The organism is Pirellulales bacterium (assembly GCA_035533075.1).
GTDB lineage: Bacteria > Planctomycetota > Planctomycetia > Pirellulales > JAICIG01 > DASSFG01.
The window spans coordinates 1-21,496 of record DATLUO010000088.1 but is presented as its reverse complement, the minus strand read 5'-3'; the positions used below and the strand labels follow the sequence as shown (position 1 = coordinate 21,496).

Annotated in this window: 19 protein-coding genes and 1 tRNA gene; 7 read left to right on the top strand and 13 right to left on the bottom strand. The window is 63.4% G+C overall.

Annotation, left to right across the window (positions count from 1 at the left end; genetic code table 11):
* The first annotated feature begins 24 nt into the window (after positions 1-24).
* Both VNH11_11765 and VNH11_11760 read left to right on the top strand, forming a co-directional pair.
* The gene (locus VNH11_11765; GenBank protein ID HVA47034.1) at positions 25-513 is read left to right on the top strand and encodes an antitoxin family protein; all 489 of its coding nucleotides are present in this window, start codon (positions 25-27) and stop codon (positions 511-513) included.
* Complete coding sequence (locus VNH11_11760; protein HVA47033.1) at positions 506-889, top strand: hypothetical protein; 384 nt, start codon at positions 506-508, stop codon at positions 887-889. The genes VNH11_11765 and VNH11_11760 overlap by 8 nt, the downstream gene beginning before the upstream one ends.
* 41 nt (positions 890-930) lie before the next feature.
* Here the strand turns inward: VNH11_11760 and VNH11_11755 are convergent, their stop codons facing one another.
* The 8 genes from VNH11_11755 to VNH11_11720 form a co-directional block, all read right to left on the bottom strand.
* Positions 931-1,185 carry a hypothetical protein gene (locus tag VNH11_11755; GenBank protein HVA47032.1) on the bottom strand — a complete coding sequence of 85 codons (255 nt, stop codon included), beginning with the start codon at positions 1,183-1,185 and terminating at the stop codon, positions 931-933.
* 136 nt (positions 1,186-1,321) lie between these two features.
* On the bottom strand, positions 1,322-1,507 hold the full coding sequence (locus VNH11_11750; protein ID HVA47031.1) for a hypothetical protein: 186 nt from the start codon (positions 1,505-1,507) through the stop codon (positions 1,322-1,324).
* 251 nt (positions 1,508-1,758) lie between these two features.
* Positions 1,759-2,235, bottom strand: a complete 477-nt coding sequence (locus VNH11_11745; protein ID HVA47030.1) for a hypothetical protein — start codon at positions 2,233-2,235, stop codon at positions 1,759-1,761.
* Positions 2,171-2,893 (bottom strand): DUF433 domain-containing protein, encoded by a 723-nt coding sequence (locus tag VNH11_11740; GenBank protein HVA47029.1) that lies wholly within the window; start codon positions 2,891-2,893, stop codon positions 2,171-2,173. The genes VNH11_11745 and VNH11_11740 overlap by 65 nt, the downstream gene beginning before the upstream one ends.
* A gap of 239 nt (positions 2,894-3,132) precedes the next feature.
* Positions 3,133-3,303, bottom strand: a complete 171-nt coding sequence (locus VNH11_11735) for a hypothetical protein (protein HVA47028.1) — start codon at positions 3,301-3,303, stop codon at positions 3,133-3,135.
* A gap of 71 nt (positions 3,304-3,374) precedes the next feature.
* Positions 3,375-4,475, bottom strand: a complete 1,101-nt coding sequence (locus tag VNH11_11730) for an aminotransferase class I/II-fold pyridoxal phosphate-dependent enzyme (protein HVA47027.1) — start codon at positions 4,473-4,475, stop codon at positions 3,375-3,377.
* Between the two features lie 17 nt (positions 4,476-4,492).
* Positions 4,493-6,952: a protein-disulfide reductase DsbD domain-containing protein gene (locus VNH11_11725; protein ID HVA47026.1), complete on the bottom strand. Its 2,460-nt coding sequence runs from the start codon at positions 6,950-6,952 to the stop codon at positions 4,493-4,495.
* 318 nt (positions 6,953-7,270) lie between these two features.
* On the bottom strand, positions 7,271-8,827 hold the full coding sequence (locus VNH11_11720) for a DUF6666 family protein (protein ID HVA47025.1): 1,557 nt from the start codon (positions 8,825-8,827) through the stop codon (positions 7,271-7,273).
* Positions 8,828-9,636: 809 nt separating this feature from the next.
* Here VNH11_11720 and VNH11_11715 point away from each other — a divergent pair.
* The 4 genes from VNH11_11715 (at position 9,637) to VNH11_11700 (ending at position 14,125) form a co-directional block, all read left to right on the top strand.
* Positions 9,637-10,464 carry a hypothetical protein gene (locus VNH11_11715; GenBank protein HVA47024.1) on the top strand — a complete coding sequence of 276 codons (828 nt, stop codon included), beginning with the start codon at positions 9,637-9,639 and terminating at the stop codon, positions 10,462-10,464.
* A gap of 214 nt (positions 10,465-10,678) precedes the next feature.
* On the top strand, positions 10,679-12,067 hold the full coding sequence (locus VNH11_11710) for an ATP-binding protein (GenBank protein ID HVA47023.1): 1,389 nt from the start codon (positions 10,679-10,681) through the stop codon (positions 12,065-12,067).
* Positions 12,068-12,196: 129 nt separating this feature from the next.
* Positions 12,197-13,579 carry a sigma-54 dependent transcriptional regulator gene (locus tag VNH11_11705; protein HVA47022.1) on the top strand — a complete coding sequence of 461 codons (1,383 nt, stop codon included), beginning with the start codon at positions 12,197-12,199 and terminating at the stop codon, positions 13,577-13,579.
* 45 nt (positions 13,580-13,624) lie between these two features.
* Positions 13,625-14,125, top strand: a complete 501-nt coding sequence (locus tag VNH11_11700) for a hypothetical protein (protein HVA47021.1) — start codon at positions 13,625-13,627, stop codon at positions 14,123-14,125.
* Between the two features lie 1,400 nt (positions 14,126-15,525).
* Here the strand turns inward: VNH11_11700 and VNH11_11695 are convergent.
* Positions 15,526-15,598: transfer RNA gene (locus VNH11_11695), tRNA-Lys, on the bottom strand.
* A gap of 154 nt (positions 15,599-15,752) precedes the next feature.
* Between VNH11_11695 and VNH11_11690 the strand changes: the two genes are divergently transcribed.
* Positions 15,753-16,487, top strand: a complete 735-nt coding sequence (locus VNH11_11690) for an endonuclease/exonuclease/phosphatase family protein (GenBank protein ID HVA47020.1) — start codon at positions 15,753-15,755, stop codon at positions 16,485-16,487.
* Here VNH11_11690 and VNH11_11685 read toward each other — a convergent pair.
* From VNH11_11685 to VNH11_11670, 4 genes are all read right to left on the bottom strand, one after another.
* Entirely contained in the window at positions 16,484-17,137 is a 654-nt protein-coding gene (locus VNH11_11685; GenBank protein ID HVA47019.1) for an aminodeoxychorismate/anthranilate synthase component II, read from the bottom strand. The genes VNH11_11690 and VNH11_11685 overlap by 4 nt on opposite strands.
* A complete protein-coding gene (locus VNH11_11680; GenBank protein HVA47018.1) occupies positions 17,134-18,537 on the bottom strand; it encodes an anthranilate synthase component I family protein in 1,404 nt (467 codons plus the stop codon). Before VNH11_11680 ends, VNH11_11685 begins: the two co-directional genes overlap by 4 nt.
* A 77-nt stretch (positions 18,538-18,614) precedes the next feature.
* Positions 18,615-20,009, bottom strand: a complete 1,395-nt coding sequence (locus VNH11_11675) for a DUF6513 domain-containing protein (protein ID HVA47017.1) — start codon at positions 20,007-20,009, stop codon at positions 18,615-18,617.
* A gap of 481 nt (positions 20,010-20,490) precedes the next feature.
* On the bottom strand, positions 20,491-21,153 hold the full coding sequence (locus VNH11_11670) for a 3'-5' exonuclease (protein HVA47016.1): 663 nt from the start codon (positions 21,151-21,153) through the stop codon (positions 20,491-20,493).
* Positions 21,154-21,496 lie beyond the last annotated feature (343 nt).

Genomic DNA, 21,496 nt, shown 5'->3' with positions numbered 1-21,496 from the left:
GTAGAATCGAGGTGAGCGCGAACCATGAGCATCACCATCGCAGCCATCTACGAGAACGGCGTCCTCAGGCCGCGGCAGCCACTGGAGCTGGCGGAAGGCACGGAAGTGCGCCTGACAATCAGCGCGCCGGTCGGTCGTCGGCAGCCCGAGGTGGAACGCTCGCTCGATGCCGAAATCGAGCGGCTGGCCGCCTTAAAACCGAATTGGGACGGCTATGGCGGGCCGGCAATCAACGACGATATCCTGGATGCCGCCCGGCGATTTGCCGCCCGGCTCGCCGCCCATATCGTCGAACCGCCGTTGGTCGTGCCGATGTCGAGCGGCGCGTTGCAGTTCGAATGGCACAAGGGCCGAAGAATCCTGGAACTCGAAGTCGAAGATCCGGTCACGATTCATTATCTGAAATGGGATCCGACCGAAGGAGTGCAGGAGGAGGACGTGTTTGGGATCGACGACACCGAGAAAGCGGTAGCCCTGATCGGCTGGTTCACGGGGGCGGGGGCGAATGTCTGACGCCGCGCGCGGACCGGAGGTGCCGGCGAATGAAACTCTAAGCCGCGCGATCACGTCGCGCGACTGGTGGGTCGCGGCGGAGAACCGCGTGTCTTCGGCGGCGTTCGCGTTTCCCGTGTTCTCGGTCGACGTGGCCTCGCTGGCAACGTCGGAGCAGACGCTCACGCGGTTTCGATCCGGGAGCGGGATGGTGCAATTCGAGTCGGGGCCCGCGCGCCAGCTTGGCTTTGATGCAAGGATCGAGAGGGACGAAAACTTCCCTGCGAATCTCGCGCATGCCAACGTCTATTGCGACCTGCCGAAAGGCGAACGGAAGCGACGGGCCCAGCAACTTCTCTCCCTGACATCGGTCGTCCGCGCACCAGCGCTTGGCTAGTGCCAGAAGTCGGACCGTTATCCCGTAGCGGCTTGCCATCGTTAGTCATGGCGCAGCGACCTGACAAAATCGACGGCCGACAGATCGCCCGTCGAGCCGGGGGCCAGCCCGCGCAGGCCGCCGAGAGAAGGCAGCTCGTCGTCGCAGGGATGGATTTCCAGCTCCCTTACATACACGAGCTTGGGAAAGGGCTGGTCGGCGAAGTAGTACACGGGCCCGCGGACCGTGACGTTCCGCTTGATCGCCCCAGCGAACCTGCGGCAGCATGCTCTCGGGAAAAACACACGTGACGGCATGGCCTGGGGATCGGCGGGTAAAGAACGAACTCGCAACGCTCGTGAACGTTCACCTTTTCGAGCACGCCAGCCACCGAGCCGTCTTGCACCATTGCCCCGCGGAGAATCTTATCGGCATTGGTCGTGTATTGCGGCGTTATCTCTGCCATATTTTCCGCAGCCGGTCGGCGCGCTCGTCAAAGGCCGCCTTGCCAACTTCCTTCTGACGTTGGCGGAAAGCTTCAATTGCCTGCTCTTCGTCCGCCGACAGCTCCAGCGGCTCCAGCGAGTCGTACCAGGTAATCCAGTCGGCGATTGCTTCCGTCCCAGTAATTGCGATCATATCACGCTCCAACGCTTGCTTCGCGGCAATGGCAACCGATTCGGCACATTGGGCCGCACGACGCCGTGCCTCAAGCGAATTCTATCATGCCATGCAGTGGGCCAGACGAGAATCACGCCCCGTTGGGGCTTTGTCGTCATTTGTGGCCGATAACCCAGGGTTCCACTGCGCTGCACCCTGGGCTATCGAGTCACGCCCGTTCCGGGCTACAAAGGAGCCAATGCACCGCGTTAAACGGGCCCGCTGTGGCACTATTTCACACGCTTGATGAGCGCGGCATGCGTGTAGAGCATCGACACGGCCCCTGACAGGCTGATGGTGGCGATGAAGGGCGGCGCGAATTTGCCCATGAAGCGCTTCATGACAGGCAAAGCCGCAACGAACGCTCGGGCCATATCTTCGCCCGTCGCATTTGCCGACGTGAGCGTAAAACATGGCGCGCCGGACGCCATCAACTCGACGATTTCGATCTGGTTGCTGCGAATATGCCGGTCTTTCGTGAGAATAACCCAGCCGCGTTGCCCGACCGCCCGCAGCCATTCAGCATCCGGCGCGTCAGGGTCGAAGTGATCGGTGAGCACCTCGACATTTTCGCCCGCGGAGCGAAGCGCGCCGGCCACGACCTTTCGCCCGAGACACTTATCGAGGAAGAACGTGGGGGCTTCAGGCGGCTTCGAGTGAGAGCTCGCAACGGAGCGCTTCCTCGACTTCGAGCCTTTCGCAGGCATAGTCGTCGGCCAGATCGTCGATGGATTCGCCCGCCTTGTACCGCTCGGCAATGACGGCCGTGGCAATTCGCGCACGCGCCAGCACCGGTCGCCCGAAGGAGTGCCTCGGGTCGATCAACACGAGTTTCGGGCCGTCGGTCTCTCGGGCCCGAGTGAAAGGATACAGCCTGGCCACCACGAGATCCTCGCGCTCGAGACGCTTCAGATAAGCGTCCAACACCTCTCGCATGACGAGTTGGCCGGCCGCCGACGCCTCGACCAGTTTGCCGAGCTTGGTCACGAACAACGCGACGCCGTTCGTTTCGAATCGGTAGTCGAGAAGCGGATGCGCCGCTCCCAACTCGTTTTGGATGTAATTGAGCGCCGATCGGACGTCTTGCAGGCGGATGCTGTGATCGCGCCGCAGGGCATTGAGCACGTGGGCCTCCGCGAGGTTAAAGAACGAGAGCAGCGGCCTTTCTTCGTCTGGCAGGCGGATGACCGGCCTAAATCGCTTCGTTCCGCGTCCGGTCGGATAATCGCGGCCAAGAACCCACGAACGCAACGTCGCCACCGGCATCTGCAGGTAGTGCGCGGCTTGGGGAATGCTGTACGCCGGCATTTCGCGCGAGTCGCTAAACTCAGCGATCTTCTCCGCCTTGAACTGCAGCTTAGCCACGGCGACCTCCGGCGACTGGCGTTTGCGGCCCCCAACATGAAACAATGTTCATAGCAGAGCTATGTCTTGAACGCAAGGCACTGGCAACTGATTTGGCACATTGGGCCGCGTCGGGGTCGGCAGTGCGGACCTATCCGGTTCCTGGTAAAATTGGTTATCCTTCGCTCCCGCCGGTGGCGATGACACACCGACGACTGGAATTGCCGTGTTGAAGCCCAAGGGCCATTGAACTCGGGCCATCAGCGGAGTATGCAGATTTCTTCCACGGCATCGTAGTCGCGGCCGACTTCAAGGCGATACGAACGAAAGCCGACAAGCTGCTCGACAGCCTCCACGAGCACGCGACGGCTGCTTTGAAGTCGGGCGACTGCCGGACCGCCATCGCGGAATTCGGCGAGGTCGTGCGGCATCAACCGGACTTCTCGTCCCAAGCGGAACGTCAATACCTATGCTTGGTTTTGTGGCCGTAAGATTTGGCTTTTTAGGCACGGCACAACGCTCGCAACACGTCCACTCCCCGGTCGATCGTCGCGTCGCTGGCCGCGTACGAAATGCGAAAGTGGGTGTCGCGAGCGCTGAAAATGTCGCCCGGAATGATCAGCAGCTCTCGGCGGACCGCCTCGGCCACGAACTCGCCGGCCGTTCCCCAGGGAACTTTGGGAAAGGCATAGAACGCTCCGCCGGGCGTCACCACCTCGTACAGGTCGCCGATGCCCGCCAGCAGTCGATCGCGCTTACGGCGGTAGTCGGCGATGTACGCCGACATGTCGACGTCCATCGCCGCCGCGCAGGCCCACTGGGCCGGCTGCGGCGCGCAGACAAACGTGTATTGCTGCATCTTCTGCATGGCGTCGATCACCGCTTGCGTACCGTGGGCAAATCCCACGCGCCAGCCCGTGACGCCATACGTCTTGCTGAAGCCGTCGATCACCAGCGTTTCCGCGTTGAAGGTCGCCGGCGAAACAAACGGAACGTCGTAGCAAAAGGCGCGGTAAATCTCGTCGCTCACCAGCGCGATGCCTCGCTCGGCGGCCAACCGCGCGACCTCGCGGATCTCCGTGTCCGTGGCCACCACGCCCGTCGGGTTGCCGGGGCTGTTGAACAGGATCACCTTTGTGCGCGGCGTGATCGCGGCGCGAAGGCGGTCGAGATCGACGTGAAAATCGGGATAGGTGTCGACCCACACGCAGACCCCGCCGGCCAGCTTGACCAGTGAGGGATACATCACGAAGCACGGATCGAACACGATCACTTCGTCGCCGGGGTCGACCAGTGCCAGCAGGGCCAGCACCAGGCCGCCGCTGGTGCCGCTGGTGACAAACACGCGGCGATCGCCATGGCCATATTCGGCATCGACGGCGGCTTGCAGCTTCTCGCGCAGCACGGGCATGCCTTGCGTGAGGGCATAGCCGTTCTTGTTCGACTCGATCGCCTCGACGGCGGCCCGCTTGACCGCTTCGGGCACCTCGAAATCGGGCTGGCCGATGGAGAGATTGATCGGGTTGCGCATCTTGCTCGCCAGATCGAACACCTTGCGGATGCCCGAACTGTCGAAATACGCCATGCGTTCAGCCAGCTTCATATTGCGGACGCTCGGCTTCACGGCCTGCCCGCGGCCGTCAGATCGGCAAGCTGCGAGGGGCCTTTCGATGGTCCGGCTTCTTTCAGCTTCTCGAACAGCATTCCCTTGGTGTAAGCGTCTTTCAACACGATCGGCTCGTTCGGCCGCCCGGCGGGGAAAATGGCAAGCAGGGGGATGGACTTGGAGCCGAGTTTGTCGCGAAAGGCCGCTTCCTCTTCGGGATTGGAAGTCATATCGGCGACCATCGGCACAATCCCGTGGCGCTCGACGAACGCCTTCGTCTCCGAGGTGTTCAGCACCGTGTGCTCCAATACTTTGCACGTGGGGCACCAGTCCGCCGTGAAATCGAGCATGACCGTTTTGCCCTCCGCCGTAAGCTTCGCTAGCGCGCCAATCGAGAAGGGCCGCCAGGGAAGAACTGCGTCCGGTTGCGGGCCGAGCCATTGAAAGGCGAAAACCCCGATGCATGCTGAGACAGCCGATCCCCACGCCCAGGCACGCAGCTTCGCCGGAAGCTCGGCATAAAGCGGTGTCCGGCCGATCCACCAGCAGCCGGCCCAAAGGCCGAACAGCAACGCCAGGGTGGGAATGAAATACTCCACATTGATCAAAGTCATCAAGTAGACTACGGTGCCGAGCAAAACGAAGCCCATGATCTGCTTGAACGTGTCCATCCAGGCGCCGGGCTTGGGCAGAAACCGCATGAGCTGCGGAAAGGCCCCGATCAGCAGATAGGGGCTTGCCATCCCCAGGCCGATGCTGGCGAACATCAAGTAAATCACGAGCGGCGGTTGCACCAGGGCGAAGCCGAGCGCGGTGCCCAGGAAAGGTCCGCTGCACGGGGTCGCCAAGACCGTGGTGATGGCGCCCTTGGCGAAGGCGCCCGAAAAACCTTCTTGGGCCACGAGTTGGTTGGCCTTTCCGCCGCCGACGAAGCCCGGAATGGGGATTTCCCAAACTCCCAGAAAGCTCAAGGCCATCACGAACACGATGGCGGCCAGCGTGACGTTGAAGCCGACATAGGAGAACTGTTGCCCCCAACCGAAGCTTTGGTTGAACCAAAGCCGAAACACGACCGGCAGCGTGGCCAACGCCATGAACACCGCCAACATCCCCAGCGAATACCAAAGGTTAAGCAAGAACGCCTGCCGGTGACTATGCCCGCTTTGTTCCAGAAACGAGAGAATCTTCAGGCCGATCACCGGCAGCACGCAGGGCATCAGGTTCAAGATCAGGCCGCCGAGGAAGCCAACCCCCAACATATAGGCCAGCGAGCTCGGCTGGCCGCCGCTGCCGGCCGGCTTGATCTGGTCGAGATTGAGGCCCGTCGACTTGCCTCCGCCCTGGCTCGCACCGGTGCCGCCGCCGTTGGCAGCCGAATCTTTGGCCAGCTTCTCCACTTCGTGATAGCGGTGATCGGAAGTGAACTTGAGCGGAATCTTGCCGTCGACGGCCGCGCCGCCAATCGCCATGTTGGCCTCGAAACCGACGGCCGAGGGATTCTTGCAACTCTTGGTGGTGCAGATTTGATAGCCGAGCAAGCCGGCAATCTTGATCGCCCCCGGCTTCGCTCCTTTCGGCACGGTCATCTCGACGGTCCACGTCACGGCGTCGTCGTAAAACGGCCGCGTGTTCTGCGGATCGCGCAGCGGCTCTTGGCTGGCGACGGCCGGGCCGTTTTTCAGCCCCGACGTTTCCGTGAGCACAAGCAAGGTCGGCTTCGCGCCGATTGCGGCCGACGTTTTGCCGCTCAACTCATAGATGTGCCAGCCGCTGGCGGGCTCGGCCGTGATGACCAGCGACACTTTTCCGCCTGGAACCGCCGCCTTAGGCGAGAGATGGCCACGGAAGGTAATCGCGTCCAGTTCGAACTTGCCGGCTTGGCCGGGACTGCGCTCTGCGTCCGCAGGTGCCGCCGCCGACCGCCCCTTTTCGGCGATTGACGGACGACCGAATTTCGCGGCAAACGGAAAGTCCTGTGGAAAGAGGCATTGGCCGGCCCGGCAGGTCTGAGCAAACAGCTTTCCGGTGATCTTCAGCTTGGCGGGATCCAGGTCTGCGGCCAGTTCGATGGGCGCGGTCCACGTCACCGACCCGGCATGCTCTTCGAGAGTCAGTCCGTTGAATGCCAGATCGTCGACATGCGCCTTCGGCGGCGAGGAGGGCGTGAAATCGCCGGCAAGCTTGAAGCCGGGGTTGGGGTCGAGCTTGATCTTGGTGCGGACCGGCCCGCCCGCGGGCTGAGTGATGGAATAGATGTGCCATTCGTCGGCGATGCTGGCCGTGACCGACAACTGGCCCTTCCGCCCGCCCTTCTCGACCGCGAAGGCGGCGGAGACCGTCACCAACGGGCCGTTCTCAGCACCCGCGCTCCCGCCGAGATCGAGTTGACCGACCTGGGCCAAGGCCGCCGTTTGGCAGGCGAGCAAGAAGCCGAGCATCGCCGGCCGCAAAATAATTCGACAAAGCTGCCGCATTCGGTGGTCCTCTGTCGTTAGGTGATTGCTAGAACCAATTGGTGCCGTGATTTTACGAGACCGCTCGCCAGCCGGTCAATGGTGGGTGGCGAACCGCGGCCAACACCATTATATCGCGGATGGCACCGGGAGGGAGCGAGCGACCGACGGAGAGACGGAGAGACGGAGAGACGGAGGGATGATGGAGGGACGGAGAGACGTGGCAAGAGAGCGAAAGAGGAAGGAAGACCCGGCAGGGCGAGCCAGGCGGGATTGATGGCACCCGCTGTGCTTCGCCTCTCTCTCCGTCCCTCCGTCTCTCCCTCCCTCGCTTCCTCGCTACATCGCCGAGGGGCGCGTGATCAGCCAGTTGTTGTCGGCGGGCGCGAAGAGTGCCCGGAAGGGCGTGTTGTGAATGCCGCAAGCGCGTCGGCCGGGATACCAGACGAGGTTCAGCGTCAGGTTCCAGCCCTGCTGCGTCGCGCCGACAAAGCCCTGACTGTTGGGGATCAGATAGTTGTACCAGCCCCACAGGTCCCAACGGTTCGAGAGCGGCAACCGGAAATCGGCGCCCAGGATTCCTTGCTTGCTGTCGGTGCCGCCGCCCCACATCCGGCCTTGGGCGCCGTTGCGAAAGGTGTAGCGATAGAAGCCGTTGTACATGTTGATGGTCTGGTAGCCGATGGTCGCGCCGTTGAGTTGAGCGTGCCCGTCGTGAATGCTGTAGGCCCCCCAGAAGCCAAACTCGTGGCCCGGCAGCGTCAGGTAGCTGAGCTCCGCGCGGATTTGGCCGACGCTGTATTTGACGTAGTAGTTGTCGTGCATGTAGTCGTAGACGGCGCCGCCCTGCAATCCATAACCGTCGTGGGCGCGGCGGAAGAGTCCCGCGGTCAAGAACTGCTGGTCGCGCTCCTTCGTCTGCACCCCATTCACCATGTTGCCGTTCAGGTCGCTCTGCAAGAAGGTGGCGCCGACCTGGTAGCCGAGACCAAGCGATCCCAGGCCGAGCAGCCTGCCGAAATGCCCGGCGAAGTTGACGCCCTCGTGATAGCCGAAGTTGCCGTTGGTTCCCAAATCGAGCGGGCCGGTAAAGCCCTGCGTTCCAATGAAGATCGCCGTCTCGTCGACGAAACGCCGGGGAATGCAGATTCCGTCGCAGGGAACGGCATGATGCGGCCCGCCGTCGTCGGGATAGTAAGGGCCCCACTGGCGATAGTTGCAGTCCCCACAATCGCCGCAGCCGCATTCATCCGGCGCGAAACCATCGCCGTCATAAATGATCTCGCCGTCGTCGTCGATAACGGTGCCGTCTTCAATGATTTCGCCGTCGGCAACGGGCGCCTCGCTGCCCTCGGGACTGACGAGTGTCCGCGAGCCGGGCGCGAGGGTGGGCTCTCCAGGGCCGATCGCTTCGACGTCGACGCGGCGTCCGCCCTGCTTAAGCAGCGACGACCTGACCTTGGTGGCCGTAAACTGCGGGCCGAACGTCGGCTCTTCGTAGATAATGTCGCCTTCCTGCGGGTCGATCGGCTCGCCCGGCCGGTGGCGGATCACTCGCCCGCGGGCACCTGGGCTGCGGCCGTGTACCGTTTGCCAGCCCGGCGCCACCGGCCGCGATGCCGACCGTGCCGGAAACGCCCGCGGCGCATAGCCATAGGAGAATCCCGTCGTCGGTCGGGGCGAGGCATTCGTCCGCGGGCCAGCCGCTCGCGACTTGATGCTGGACTGCGGTGCGACGCGCTCCGGAACCTGCATTCCCGCATCGGTGTCGTCCGCGACGACCGCCCGAGCACGGGCAAACTTTTGTCCGAACGCGGGCCCGGCCGTTCCCAGGACCAAAAAAGCCAGCGCACCGCTGATTGCCCAGATTGTCTGGATTCGCGAAGTGGCGTTCATCAGCAACTCCTCAGGTGGACCGTCAAACGCCGCGGCTGGAAGCGCCGGCGTTTCATAGACAGCCAACCTATCGGAATCGCTAGACACGAAACTTTCGTCAAACTCTGCGAAATCGGAAAATGGGATGCAATCCTCCCCATCGCTGCAAACGGCGCGGAACGCATTCATAACCAAGTTGCCAAAGACCCGGCGCGACGCTTGAGCGTCGTGCTGCCCCGACTCGTCACGAAGTGCCGCTCTCGTGCTCATCTTGGCCGCACGATCTGTTTTCAGCAGCCGAACGGCCGGCGATCTGGCCGCCTTACCGACGGCGATTTAGCCTTGCGGAAAAACAATTACCGGATTGTTGGCAAGCACGCAGCGCAAGACGGCGTAGCCGGCGTTGTTTCCGTAGCCTAGCGGGGAATGCAGTCTGTCAAGCGTCCATCGAACGCTTCGGACGGTTGCCGAATACCGCACGAGGTGAGGCTTGGGCAAAAGTTCCCCGCCGGACCGGGAGCTTCTTGCCCGTTGCCGTGAGCGACGCATGCTTGGCCATGCTTGCCTACGACGGAAACCGATGGGCACCGGCACGCCGGGTTTTGCCACCCATCCCGCATCGCAGTCCGGGTTTAGTGACACGGCGGTTGCTCGGCCACGATCGTTCTTTGCTCTTCTCCGCGGCTGGCCGATGACACGGCACGCGGTTAGCCTAAGCAGAGGCCGAAGTTCGTCGGGAATGTGATCCTGACGAGAAAACCGTTTCTCGAACTTGCCTGTCGCCGGCCGCGAAAGATACCTGCCGGCGAAGGGCCTTTTAGGAGGATGACATGCAACGCTCGAAGTGGCAATTTGTTCCCAAGAGTTCCATCGCCGCGGCATTGGCGACCGCGGCCGCGACACTGGCGGTTGTTTGTGGTGAAGCGACTGCCAAGCCGCGGCCGGAACGATCGGAAACGACGACGGTCGAGGGAACGGTGAAATCGATGACCACCGCCCCGCGCGGCGAGACCGACGGGGCGGTGCTGGACGATGGAACGGTGCTCCACTGGCCGCCGCACCTGGAGAACCGCTTCACCGATGTGGTGCGGAAGGGGAGCCGAGTGAGGGTCGTGGGGTGGAACGAGATCAATCGCGAAGGCGAACGCCGCCTGGAAGTGAATACGCTCACGAATACGGACACCAGGGCCACTGCCGAGAATGATGGCCGCGGACCTCGTGGAAAAAAGGGCAAAGGGCCTCCGCCGCCGCCGCGACATCGCGGCCCGGCGAGAACGGTCGAGGCCACCGTCGAACGGATGACCACGGCGCCCAGGGGCGAGACTGACGGCGCGGTGCTCGACAGCGGAACGGTGCTGCATTGGCCGCCTCACCTGGAAGGCCGCTTCGCCAACCTCATCGCCGAGGGCGACCGGGTCAAGGCAGTCGGCTTCGAAGAGACGGGCAAGCGGGGGGAGGAGCGTTTCGAGGTGCAGTCGCTCACCAACTTGCGGACCAACAGGTCGGCCGAAAACGATGACCGCGCTCCGCCGCCACCGCGGGAAGCCCGGCGTGGCGGTCAAGGCGAGGCTGCCAGCCGCTCCGAGCGCATCCGTCAGCTCAAGGAAGAAGCCGAACGTTTGCAGCGCGAGATTGAACGTCTGGAGCAGGAAAGATAGGATGAGCTGGCGCAAGGCCCAGGCGTAGGGTGGGAGCGAGCGAGCTTGCGAGCGCCGGCCCGCGGTCAACGAAGGAGAGACGGAGAGAAAGAGAGAGGGAGAGAACTCCGAGTGCGAGCCGACGTCTCTCGCTGCATCGCTCCCTCTCTCCGTCCCTCTCTCCAACGCGGTGGACCGGCGCTCGCAAGCTCGCTGGTCCCACCCTACAACTGTCATGGTTCCAAAGCTCGCCAACTTGCGTCTCCCGGTGTGGTTGCACGCGGCCTTGGTTGGCTTGCTCTTTCTTGCCTCGGTCTTCACGTTGGCCTACGGCGCTTGGACGGTCCGGCCGACGCGCGAAATCGAACGTTCGACGCAAGAGCGTCTGCGACAGGCGAGCTCGCGCATGGCGGCAGCCGCTACGACGCTCGTCGACCGTTCCAAACCCAAAAAGACCAAGGATCTGGAGTTGCAGGGGCGAACGTTAAGCGAGATCGCCGAACGCGTCTTGAGAGATTTCGATGGAGTGGAAGGAGGCTTTTATCTGAATGGCAAGGGCGATCGCTTCAGCGGTTATGCCTTTCCCACCGGTCGTCCGCGACCGCCGCGGCGGCAGAAGCGAGATGAACCGCCGCCGCTGGAAGAGCCGTATATACGCATTCAGGCCCGCCAAAGCCTGTCGTTGCCTGCGGGAGAAGAATCGATCTCGATCCACGACATCGGTCCCAGCCGCGTGATGATTCTGACGGAGCCGATCGGCGGCCGGCGGCCGGCGCCGGCAGCCACCTGGCTCATGTACCGCCTGGTCGATCCCCGATCGCTCGATCGCCAGGTGCAACGGTATCGCGCATCGAGCGGCCTGGCACTTGGCGGACTTTTTCTCGCCATGCTGCTGATGGCGGGGCTGGCCAGAAACCTGAAACGGCAGCAGCGGGAGCAGGCCCGGCTGCGTGACGAATTGCGGCGCTCGGAACGGCTGGCGTCGCTGGGCACGCTGTTGGCCGGCGTGGCCCACGAAGTTCGCAACCCGTTGGCGGCCATTCGTTCGACGGTGCAACTTTGGCAGCGGTTGCCCGACCGGTCGCGCACGCCGGAATCGCTGGAAGCGGTGATTGGCGCCGTCGATCGCTTAAACGACACCGTGAGCCAGCTCCTTTATTTTTCGCGGGCCGATGGCACGCAACGGGAGCCGGTGGATGTAAACCTCTTGCTGCGCGAAACTTTGGAGTTGTTCGCGGCCCAAGCCAACTCGCAGCAGGTGGCGTTGAAGGCCGACCTGAGCGACGACGTTGGAACAATTCCGGCCTCGCCTGCGGCACTGCGGCAGGTGTTCGCAAACCTTACGAGGAACGCCTTGCAAGCGATGCCCGACGGCGGACAATTGCAAGTTTCTGCCCGGCGAGGTGAGACGGGAGCGTGCGTGGCGATCGACTTTGCCGATAATGGGCCGGGGATTCCGCCAGAAGTGCGGTCTCACTTGTTTGAGCCGTTTTTCACCACGAGACCCGACGGCACGGGGCTGGGCTTGGCTCTGTGCCGAGAGATTATTGTACAGCACGAGGGTACGATAGAGTACATCGACTCCCAAGCCGGCGCACGGTTTCGCATTGAGTTGCCACGTTGAGGGTTCAGGGTTCAGGAAATTGCAAATTGCAAATTGCGAATTGCGAATTGCCCAACGCCTGAACCGTAATCCCCAATCCGCTCTGAACCCTGAACCCTGAACCCTGAACCCTGAACCCTGAACCCTCCCTTGACTAAACCCATCATCCTAGTCGCCGACGACGACGCCACGATCCGGGGCAACCTCGCGCTGCTGTTGTCGACGGAAGGCTTTCAGGTCCGTGAAGCGGAGAACGGGCGGCAAGTCGCAGAGATGCTTTCGCACTCCGGCATCAACCTGGTGCTTCTCGACCTCAAAATGCCGGAACTCGACGGGCTGGGCGTGTTGCGCGAGTGCCAGGACGATCTGGAAGAAACGCCGGTGATTGTCATCACGGCCTTCGGCGGAAGCCGCGAGGCGATCGAGGCGATGAAATTGGGCGCCTTCGATTACATCACCAAGCCGTTCGATCTCGACGAGGTGCTGTTCACGGTGCGCCGGGCACTGACGCAACAGGCCCTCGTGGCCCAGGTCCGCAGCCTGGAGATCGAACGCGGCGAGAGCGACGTCGAGATCGCCGAGGAAGAGCTGGTCGGCCGCACGCCCGCCATGCTGGAGGTGTTCAAAACGATTGGCCGCGTGACCGCGACGCACGAGGCGGTGCTGATCGTCGGCGAAAGCGGCACGGGCAAAGAGCTGGTGGCCAACGCCATTCACGCCAACTCCGATCGTGCCGCCAACCGCTTCCTCAAGGTGAATTGCGCGGCGATCAGTCCGACGTTGCTGGAAAGCGAGTTGTTTGGCCATGAGCGAGGCGCGTTCACCGGGGCGGTGGTCCAGCGCATCGGGCGGTTCGAGCAGGCGCACGGCGGCACGCTGTTCTTGGACGAAATCGGCGACATGGACGTCGACCTGCAGGCCAAGCTGCTGCGGGTGGTGCAGACGGGGCGCTTCGAGCGTGTGGGTGGCAATGAAACGGTCGCCACGGACGTGCGGATCATCTCGGCCACGAACCGCGATCTGCCGGCGATGATCGCCGAGGGTAAGTTCCGCGAGGATCTGTGGTATCGGTTGAACGTGGTCACGATCCAACTGCCGCCGTTGCGCGAGCGGCGGCCAGACATTCCGCTGATCGCGCAGCGGGTCGTGGCGCGTTTGGCCGAGAAGTATCACTGGCCTCATTTGGCGCTGTCAGCGGAAGCGATGGAGTTTCTCAGGCAGCAGCCTTGGCAGGGCAACGTGCGCGAGTTGCAAAACGTGTTGGCCCGCGCCGCCGCACTGAGCCGCGGCCGGCTGATTTTGCCCGACCAGTTGGCACCCACCGCCCGGCAGCCGGTTGCGTCGAGTGGGCCTCCCACGGAGCGCGTGCGTGGCTTGCAGTTAAAAGAGATACTGGCCGACACCGAGCGGCGCGTCATCGCTCAGGCTCTGGAACAAACGAACTGGAATCGCACCAAGGCCGCCAGTCAACTCGGCATTAGCCGGCGGCAGCTCTTCGACAAAATCCGGCAGTATGATTTGCACGCACCGTAAACTCGGGAACGGGCTCGCGTATAATTCAACTGGAGGATGAAAGCCATGAGACGCAGTTTTCTTCAGAGACGAATGCTGGCGGTCCTTTTCGCGACTTCGGCGGCGTTGTGCCCGGCGGGCCTCGCTCTGGCACAAGTTGAATCGCTCGACCCCAATCCCACAATGCCTTACGACATGTCGAGGGAAAACGGAACTTACAGGTCGTCGCGCGGCGGCATCGGTTTGGGCCGCGGCCCGAGCGTACCGGGGCAGGCGCGCGAGGAAAACCCCGCCGAGACATTGCTGCGGGACATCGAAGGCACCAATTACGGCCGCTACACCGGTCGCGCGATCTTTCCGCAAGGCGTTGAGGGGCGGAAGCAGCCGGCGGCGCGTCGCGAGGCTCCTGCGGGCGGCGTGAGTCGCGCCGCGGCTGCGCCCAGCGGCGGACGGCCCGAAAACCGCTGGCGATATCGCTTCTTCCAGGGTCGCTGGTGGTATTGGACCAGCGACCATCAATGGTCGTATTTCAACGGCGTCCGGTGGACGCCATACCGTCCGGGCTGAGCATCCGCGGTCCCGCGCGACCTCGCGCCGTCATTTCCCCGGCTCGCCCGATTCCAGTTCGCTCGCCCAGGACGTTGCGATCGATTCTCGGCGGCTGAATCTTAGTCGTGTGCGCCGGGGCCGGCCGGCCTTGGGAATCGCGGCCCTGGAAGTAATCCTTTTGCCAAGCGTCAGGCGCAAGTTGATGGGGGTCTTTGCCGACCGTGGCCCTTTCGCTCCGCGAGAGGAAAGCCGTTCACCTCGCGACCATGCGACACGCGTGTCGCTTTGGCAAGTGCCGCCGGAGACGAACGGGCCGCAGGCAGTTTGGCTGCGCGCAGCCAAACTGCGGACCGTAGCCCTTTCGCTCCGCGAGAGGAAGCCGTTTACTCCGCGCCCGTGCGACGCGCGTGTCGCCTCGGCACGTGCCGCCGGAGACGAACGGATCGCAGGCACTTTGGCAGCGCGCAGCCAAAACTGCCGACCGTGGCCCTTTCGCTCCGCGAGAGGAAAGCCGTTCACCTCGCGACCATGCGACACGCGTGTCGCCTCGGCACGTGCCGCCGGAGACGAACGGGCCGCCCTGAGTTGCGCCGCGCGCGGCCCATTTGCCGACCGTAGCCCTTTCGCTCCGCGAGGGGAAAACCGTTTACTCCGCGCCCATGGCCCATGCGACACGCGTGTCGCTTTGGCACGTGTCGCCGGAGACGAACGGGCCGCAGGCAGTTTGGCTGCGCGCAGCCAAAGTGAGCAGGATCACGGATGACACCCCTCCAACGGATAAGTCGCAAACCCTTGTCGCCAAAGCTTTTGCGATTCCACGACGGAATGCGGCGACATCCGTTTCTACAACCGCGCCTTCAGGGCATTGCGAAGATGGCCAATTCGTGCCAAACGAAGCAGAGCGGTGAACACCGACTTTTGCAAAGGTTGGCAGCCTTCGAACTCACTTGGCAGCCTTCGAAAAATGCCGGGAGAAAGACGTAGCAGCCGTGCAAGGGACGTTGGCTATGCTCGAAAACGCCAGCCGACGAAATCGACCTCCGATTCGAAGGTGGCCAACTCGCCACGGACCACGGACCACAACCAACTTTTCAAAGAGCCTGGGCGGCGCGCTCGGCGCTGCCCGCCCCGTCAGCCGTCGGGCTGCCTAATTGGCCGATACGACAGCCAGCCGGTTATTGCAGCCATTTTCATGCCGAAATGAACAGCTTAACACGCCTGCGCCGTTCGGCCTTCGTCCTGCCGCGTTTAATCTCCCCGCGAGTCGCTTTGCGACAAGTGTGGGTGTCTTGCTCCGGGCCCTTGGCGTTTTGGGTGAAAAACTGGCAGCGAACCCCACCAACGCGATCGCACTCCGGCGATGCCAGAAACCCAAGAAGACACGGCGTTTTTCAGGGGTTCTTGAGGCAAAAACGAAGTGAGGCTGTCGGGGCTCGAACCCGAGACCTACGGATTAAAAGTCCGTTGCTCTACCGACTGAGCTACAGCCTCTTGTGCCTTGCCAAACCCAAACTAACCGACAAGAAACGCGCCAGCAAGGGCAAGGCCCTTGCAGTGGACCGGAACCTCTCTTTCAATTGATGCCAGCCAACACGATATTCGAATCGCCCATGACTGTCACGCACATTTCCGATGTTCCTGATCGATGCGTTTGCTGAGCTACAACATCCACAAGGGCATCGGCGGCCGTGACCGGCGATACCGACTTGACCGGGTGATCGAGGTGATCGAACTGGAAAACCCCGACCTCATGTGCCTGCAGGAGGTGGGCCAGCACGCGCGCCGCTCGCGGTCCGACGATCAAGCCAAGCTGCTGATCGAATACTTTCACGCCGTCGGTTTTCTCTATCAGCGCAATTTTCGCCGCGGGTTCGGAGGTTACGGCAATCTCGTTCTCTCCCGCTGGCCACTCGCCGGGCACCATCAAATCTCGCTGCGCTGGGGAGAACGCAAGCCGCGCGGCGCGCAACTGGTGGTCATCGAGTCGCCCGAAGGTCCGCTGCACGTCGTCAATTGCCACTTGGGGCTGGCCGAAGCCGAACGCCATTGGCAAGTCGGCCACCTGCTCGCGCACCCGTTGTTTGCCGCATCAGCCCATCTGCCGACGCTGATCGCCGGCGACACCAACGACTGGCGCAACACCCTGGCGCACGGCCCTTTTGCCGAACACGGCTTTCAAACCAGCACGGCGCCGCCTTCGCGGTTCCGCACCTTTCCAGCCTGGCTGGCGCTGGGTGCGCTCGATAAGGCGTTCCACCGCGGCGGCATCACCGTGCTTCACGCCCGCGTCGTATCGAATTCGCTGGCTCGCAGGGCCAGCGATCATTTGCCGGTGGTTGTGGATTTTCATCTGAGGGATGCATCCCCAGCGGCTTTCTAAAACGTCACGGGCATGCTGGGCATCGTGCGCTGTGCCATCGGCGGACGTTCGTCGGCCATCGTGGGAGTGAGGGCGACATTCAGCCCCGCGGTACGCAAAAAGCCGGCCAACAGCTCATAGCCGTGCTCGGTCAAAATCGACTCCGGGTGGAACTGCACTCCCACCAGCGGCAACTCGCGATGTGCCAGCGCCATCACCACGCCATCGCGCGTGCGGGCAGTGACTTCCAACTCGCCAGGCAAACTGGCTTCTTCGACGACCAGCGAATGATAGCGGCAGGCCCACATCGGATTGGGCAAGCCCGCGAAAACGCCCCGCCCAGCATGGAACACTTGCGAGGCGCGGCCGTGGACCGGTTGGCTTGCCCGCACCACGCGTCCGCCCAGGGCGGCGGCGATCGTTTGATGCCCCAGGCAGACGCCGAGCACCGGCAAGTCCGCGTGCAGCGAACGGACCAGGTCGAGCGAGGCGCCGGCGTGTTCCGGCGCGCACGGCCCGGGCGAAAGGACCAGTGCATCGGGCCGCAGGGCGCGCACGCCCGTCACGTCGATGGCATCGTTGCGCACGACCAGCGTGGCCTGACCGAGACGTTCGAAGTAGCGCGCCAGGTTGTAGACGAAGCTGTCGTAGTTGTCGATCAGCAAAATCATTCGAGCGAGCGAAGGAGTCCTTCCGCCTTGTGCCACGTTTCATCATACTCCGCCGCCGGCAGCGACTGGGCCACGATGCCGCCGCCGACGGGGAATTGCCACCAGCCGCGGCCGGCGGTGATGGTGCGAATCAGAATGCTGGCGTCCAGCGAGCCGTCGAAACCGAGATACGCCAGCGACCCGCAATAGGCGCCGCGGGCGGTCGGCTCCAGCTCGGCGATGATCTGCATGGCCCGGACTTTGGGCGCACCGGTGATCGAGCCGCCGGGAAACGCCGCCCGCAACACGTCGAGCGGCCGGCAGCCTTCGCTGAGCGTGCCTCGCACGGCCGACACCAGGTGTTGCACAAACTCATAACTTTCCAACTCGCAAAGCTGGCTCACCTGCACGCTTTCCGGCCGGCAGACGCGCGACAAGTCGTTGCGCAGCAAATCGACGATCATCACGTTCTCGGCCCGGTCTTTTTCGCTGGCCCGCAACTCGTCGCCCGCGAACAGGTCGGCTTCGGGCCAGCTCGTCCGCTGACGCGTTCCCTTGATGGGCCGCGCCTCCGCCTGCCCGTCGGCGACGCACAGAAAACGCTCCGGCGAGGCGCTGGCGATCTGAAATTCGCCCAGGTCGAAATAGCCTGCGAAGGTGGCCGGATTCCGTTCTCGCAACCTCAGGTAGAGATCGCCGGCGTCGTCGTGGGCCGGAAACAGCAGCCGCTGCGAAAGGTTCACCTGAAAAATGTCGCCCGCGACGATGTAGTCGATTGCCCGGCGAATGGCTTGCAAGTAGGCGTCGCGCGAAAACGTGCTGGTCAAACCAGGAATGGCGCCGACCGCGTACTGCGGGACGAGCGACTCGGATCGAACCGCGCGATCGCCGGCCCGAGGCCCGACCGGCTGCGGTTCCGCGGTCAGCCAAGTACGGAACTGGTCGAGCCGCTGCTGCGCCCGGTGGCGTCGGGCGTCGCCCTGGCGCTCAGGCCAGCCGTGCGAAACGATCCACGCGCGGCTTTCGAGATGGTCCCAGGCCAATACGACGTCGTACAGCCCCACGGCGAGAGCCGGAAGCTGGAATTCGTCGGTCCGCGGCCGCGGCAGCCGTTCTAATTGGCGTCCCAGGTCGTAACTGATCATCCCCGCCGCGCCTCCTTGAAAGGGCGGCAGCCCGGCAAGTTTGGGCGACGAATACGGCGATAACCGCTCACCGAGCACAGCGAGTGCGTCGTGGCCCTCGACCGGCAGCTCGAAATAATCGAAGGGGTCGGCGGAGAGGAAGGAATAGCGTCCCAAAGTCGGATGCTGCCTCGCACTATCGAGCCAAACACAGTGCGGCATGCCGCGCAGGCGATGAAAGACCTCGCGCGCGTCGGGCACCGGGTGGAGCTCTTCGATCAGTGGCAGAGGGGACATCGGTGTTTTGGTCTCCAACAAGGCAGACGGCAGAAGTCGTAGGGTGGGACCAGCGAGCTTGCGAGCGCCGGTCCACCCTACGGGTTTCTCTTTCTCCCACGGTGGCTCTGTTCGGGCTGGGTCAAAAAGCCCCACGCCAAGGCCTCGTCCTGGCGATACTGCTTGCCGAGCGTGCGTGCGGTGACCGCTTTGGCCATCTCATAGCCGAGATAAAAGGCGTGGCCCAGGTCGAGATGGCCGCGTCCGCTGGCTCGCAGCTCGTCGAACAGCACGAACGGGTCGTCGCCTGCCAGGTGCAATCCGGCGGCCAAAACGTGCAACGCGCCGGCTTCGGCGAAAATCCGAACGTTCTGGTCCTTGATCCGCTCGCCGAGCCGCTCCAATTCGCCATCGCCATACGGGAGCAACTGGGGGTCGCGAAGCATCACCAACCGTGGCTCGACATGTTTCGGCAGCGAGCGGTGCGTCACCGCATAATGCGCCAGCCGCCGGGCCAGGTCGCACTCCCGCACGGAGGTGCGCGCCCAGTTGATCACCTGCGTGGTGAGCACGCTGCGGATCCCGACCTCTTGGCAGAAGCCCAGCAGCACCACGTTGACGGCGGCCGAATCGGCGTCGGTCAGCTCCGTCAGGTTGCCGACGCCCATCATCATCTCGGCGTCCGGGTAGCGGTCTCGCACCGCCAAATACCGGCCCAGGCTGCGGGCAAATCCAAAGCCGATCGGCTCGATCACCGGGTCGATCCGCAACGGCACACCGGAAGCCGCCAGCAGTTCGACCGTCTCGTCCAGCCCGGCCAGCGTCTGCGGTACGTCGGGCACCACCACCACTTCGCAAGCCCAATCGCGTGCAAACTCGCGGTTGGTGCCATTCACCGACAACACCAACTCGGCACCCGCTTTGACGGCCGCCGCGATCTCGTCGGGATTCATGCTATCGATGCTCACGCGATGCCCCGCGTCGCGCAGGGCTTTCACGGCCTCGCCGACGCCGCTCCAGGTTGTGCCCGGATTGCAGCCGACATCGATCATGTCGGCGCCCGCGGCGGCCAGCTCGGCGGCCTGCTGCAATAGTTCTTCTCGCCTGAGTTGCGGGGCGTGATTGATCTCGGCCAAAATCTCGATACTGTACTCGCCGTAGTCGGCGACCGGCTGCCGGCCGAACCATTGCGGCAGTTCGCGGAGGTCTTTCGGCCCACGCTCGACGGGCACGCCGGCGGCTTGGGCGACGACCGCCAGATCGCCGGAACAGTAACCGGGCAAGACGACCCGCGACGCGCCTGCCGGCACATGCAGCCGTCGGGCGACCCACGGGCAGGTCAGCAGGGCGGCGACGGTAATGCCCAGAACCTCGATGGTGTAATCAAAGCCCGCCCTGGGCGCCAGCTCGGCCAGCACGTTGCGCAGCGAGTGCTCGGCCAACCGGCCGGTGACAAAATGAATTTTTTCGGCAGTTACGTCATCGCGGGGCATTCACCTCATCGTACACCGAATCCGGCTGGCTGGGCATCGCCGCGAACGTGGCCTGCTTGCTTCGCAAGCAGAATGACAACGTGGCCTGCTTGCTCCGCAAGCAGAATGGCTCTCCAGGCCGATCGTTCCTCCCCCACGGACTGCCCGATGGCGGGCCGCGTCCGTCCGCGTGGGGAACAAGCGGGCTACCAATCCTCCGGACTGTCGAAGAAGCCGAGTGCGGTCCGATAGCGCGCCGCGCCGGCGTCGCGGCGGGCGGGGGGTGGGCGCCGCGCCCACCCGCCCACACGTAGGGATCCCTCTCTTTCAACTTTTCAAAGATCAATCAGCGACGCTTTCGCGTCGTCTGCCACCGTCAATCTGACGACGGATCACCGACAGAATCGGTTCGTTATGCGCGCGGAGCCGATACCTCAGCGAGACGAGCCAAACACGGTCCTGAATGTAACGCACGACGACATCCCGTTCTGAAGCGGAGGTCTCAAAAGTCGTCGAGGAACTCGGAGGACGGATCGACGCTGGTGATGAGGAGATGGTCGCGGGCGCGGGTGCAGCCGACGTAGAGCAGGTGCCGCTCGGTGTCGAAAACGTCTTCCAGGTCGGCCTCGTCGCCGACGGCGTCGATACGCGCCTGAAGCGGGATTACTTCGTCGTCGCAGGCCATGATCGCCACCGCCTTGAACTCCAGACCCAACCATTCGGCTGGCACGCCGAAGCCGAGTAATTCGTCGTCGGAAGCATTGACGAACAGCGCCCGCTTCGGGACGGCCGGGCCCTCGGCTTCGACGTATTTTTCGACGGCGATCTTGCGGACCGTTTCGCGCAGCTCGACGAGTTGCGCCGCGCCGGTCTTGGGATGCGTTTCGAGCTTGCGGCGCTCGGCCCAGCGATAGGCGGAGTCGTGATGATCGACGTAGCACAAAAGCAGGCTCGTTGTGCTGCGATGGACGATCAAGCGAAGATCGCCGCTCACGCGTACCGACCAGAAGTTGCGGTCATTGGCCTTGTCGAGCTTATGGAACTGCATTCCCGGGTTGGCCGGGTCGATCTGCAGATCGAAGGCGGTCGTTTTGCCGGCTTTTTGCTCGTCGCCGGTCAGGCGGGCGAGGCTATCGGTGAAGGTGTCGGCGATGCGGAAGTCCATAGTTATTTCTCGACCCCGAAGGGGTCACACTCATCAGCCCAGGGCAACGCCCTGGGTAACGGTCGTCCCCGCATCCGGCAACCCAACGGGGTGCGACCGGTCGGGGTGCCGACGGGCGATGCCGTTACCTCATCGGTCAACGCTACGGGACGGCAAACCGCGCGAGGCATGTTGGATGTCGTCGAGTCATTCACGTTACGCCCTTTCAGGGCTACGAACCATTTCATTCGCCTTTCACCCAGGGCGTTGCCCTGGGCTGATGAGTTTCGCCCCTTCGGGGCGGTTGCCGTGCAATCGACCCCGCAGGGGGCAGACTCACCAGCCCAGGGCAACGCCCTGGGGA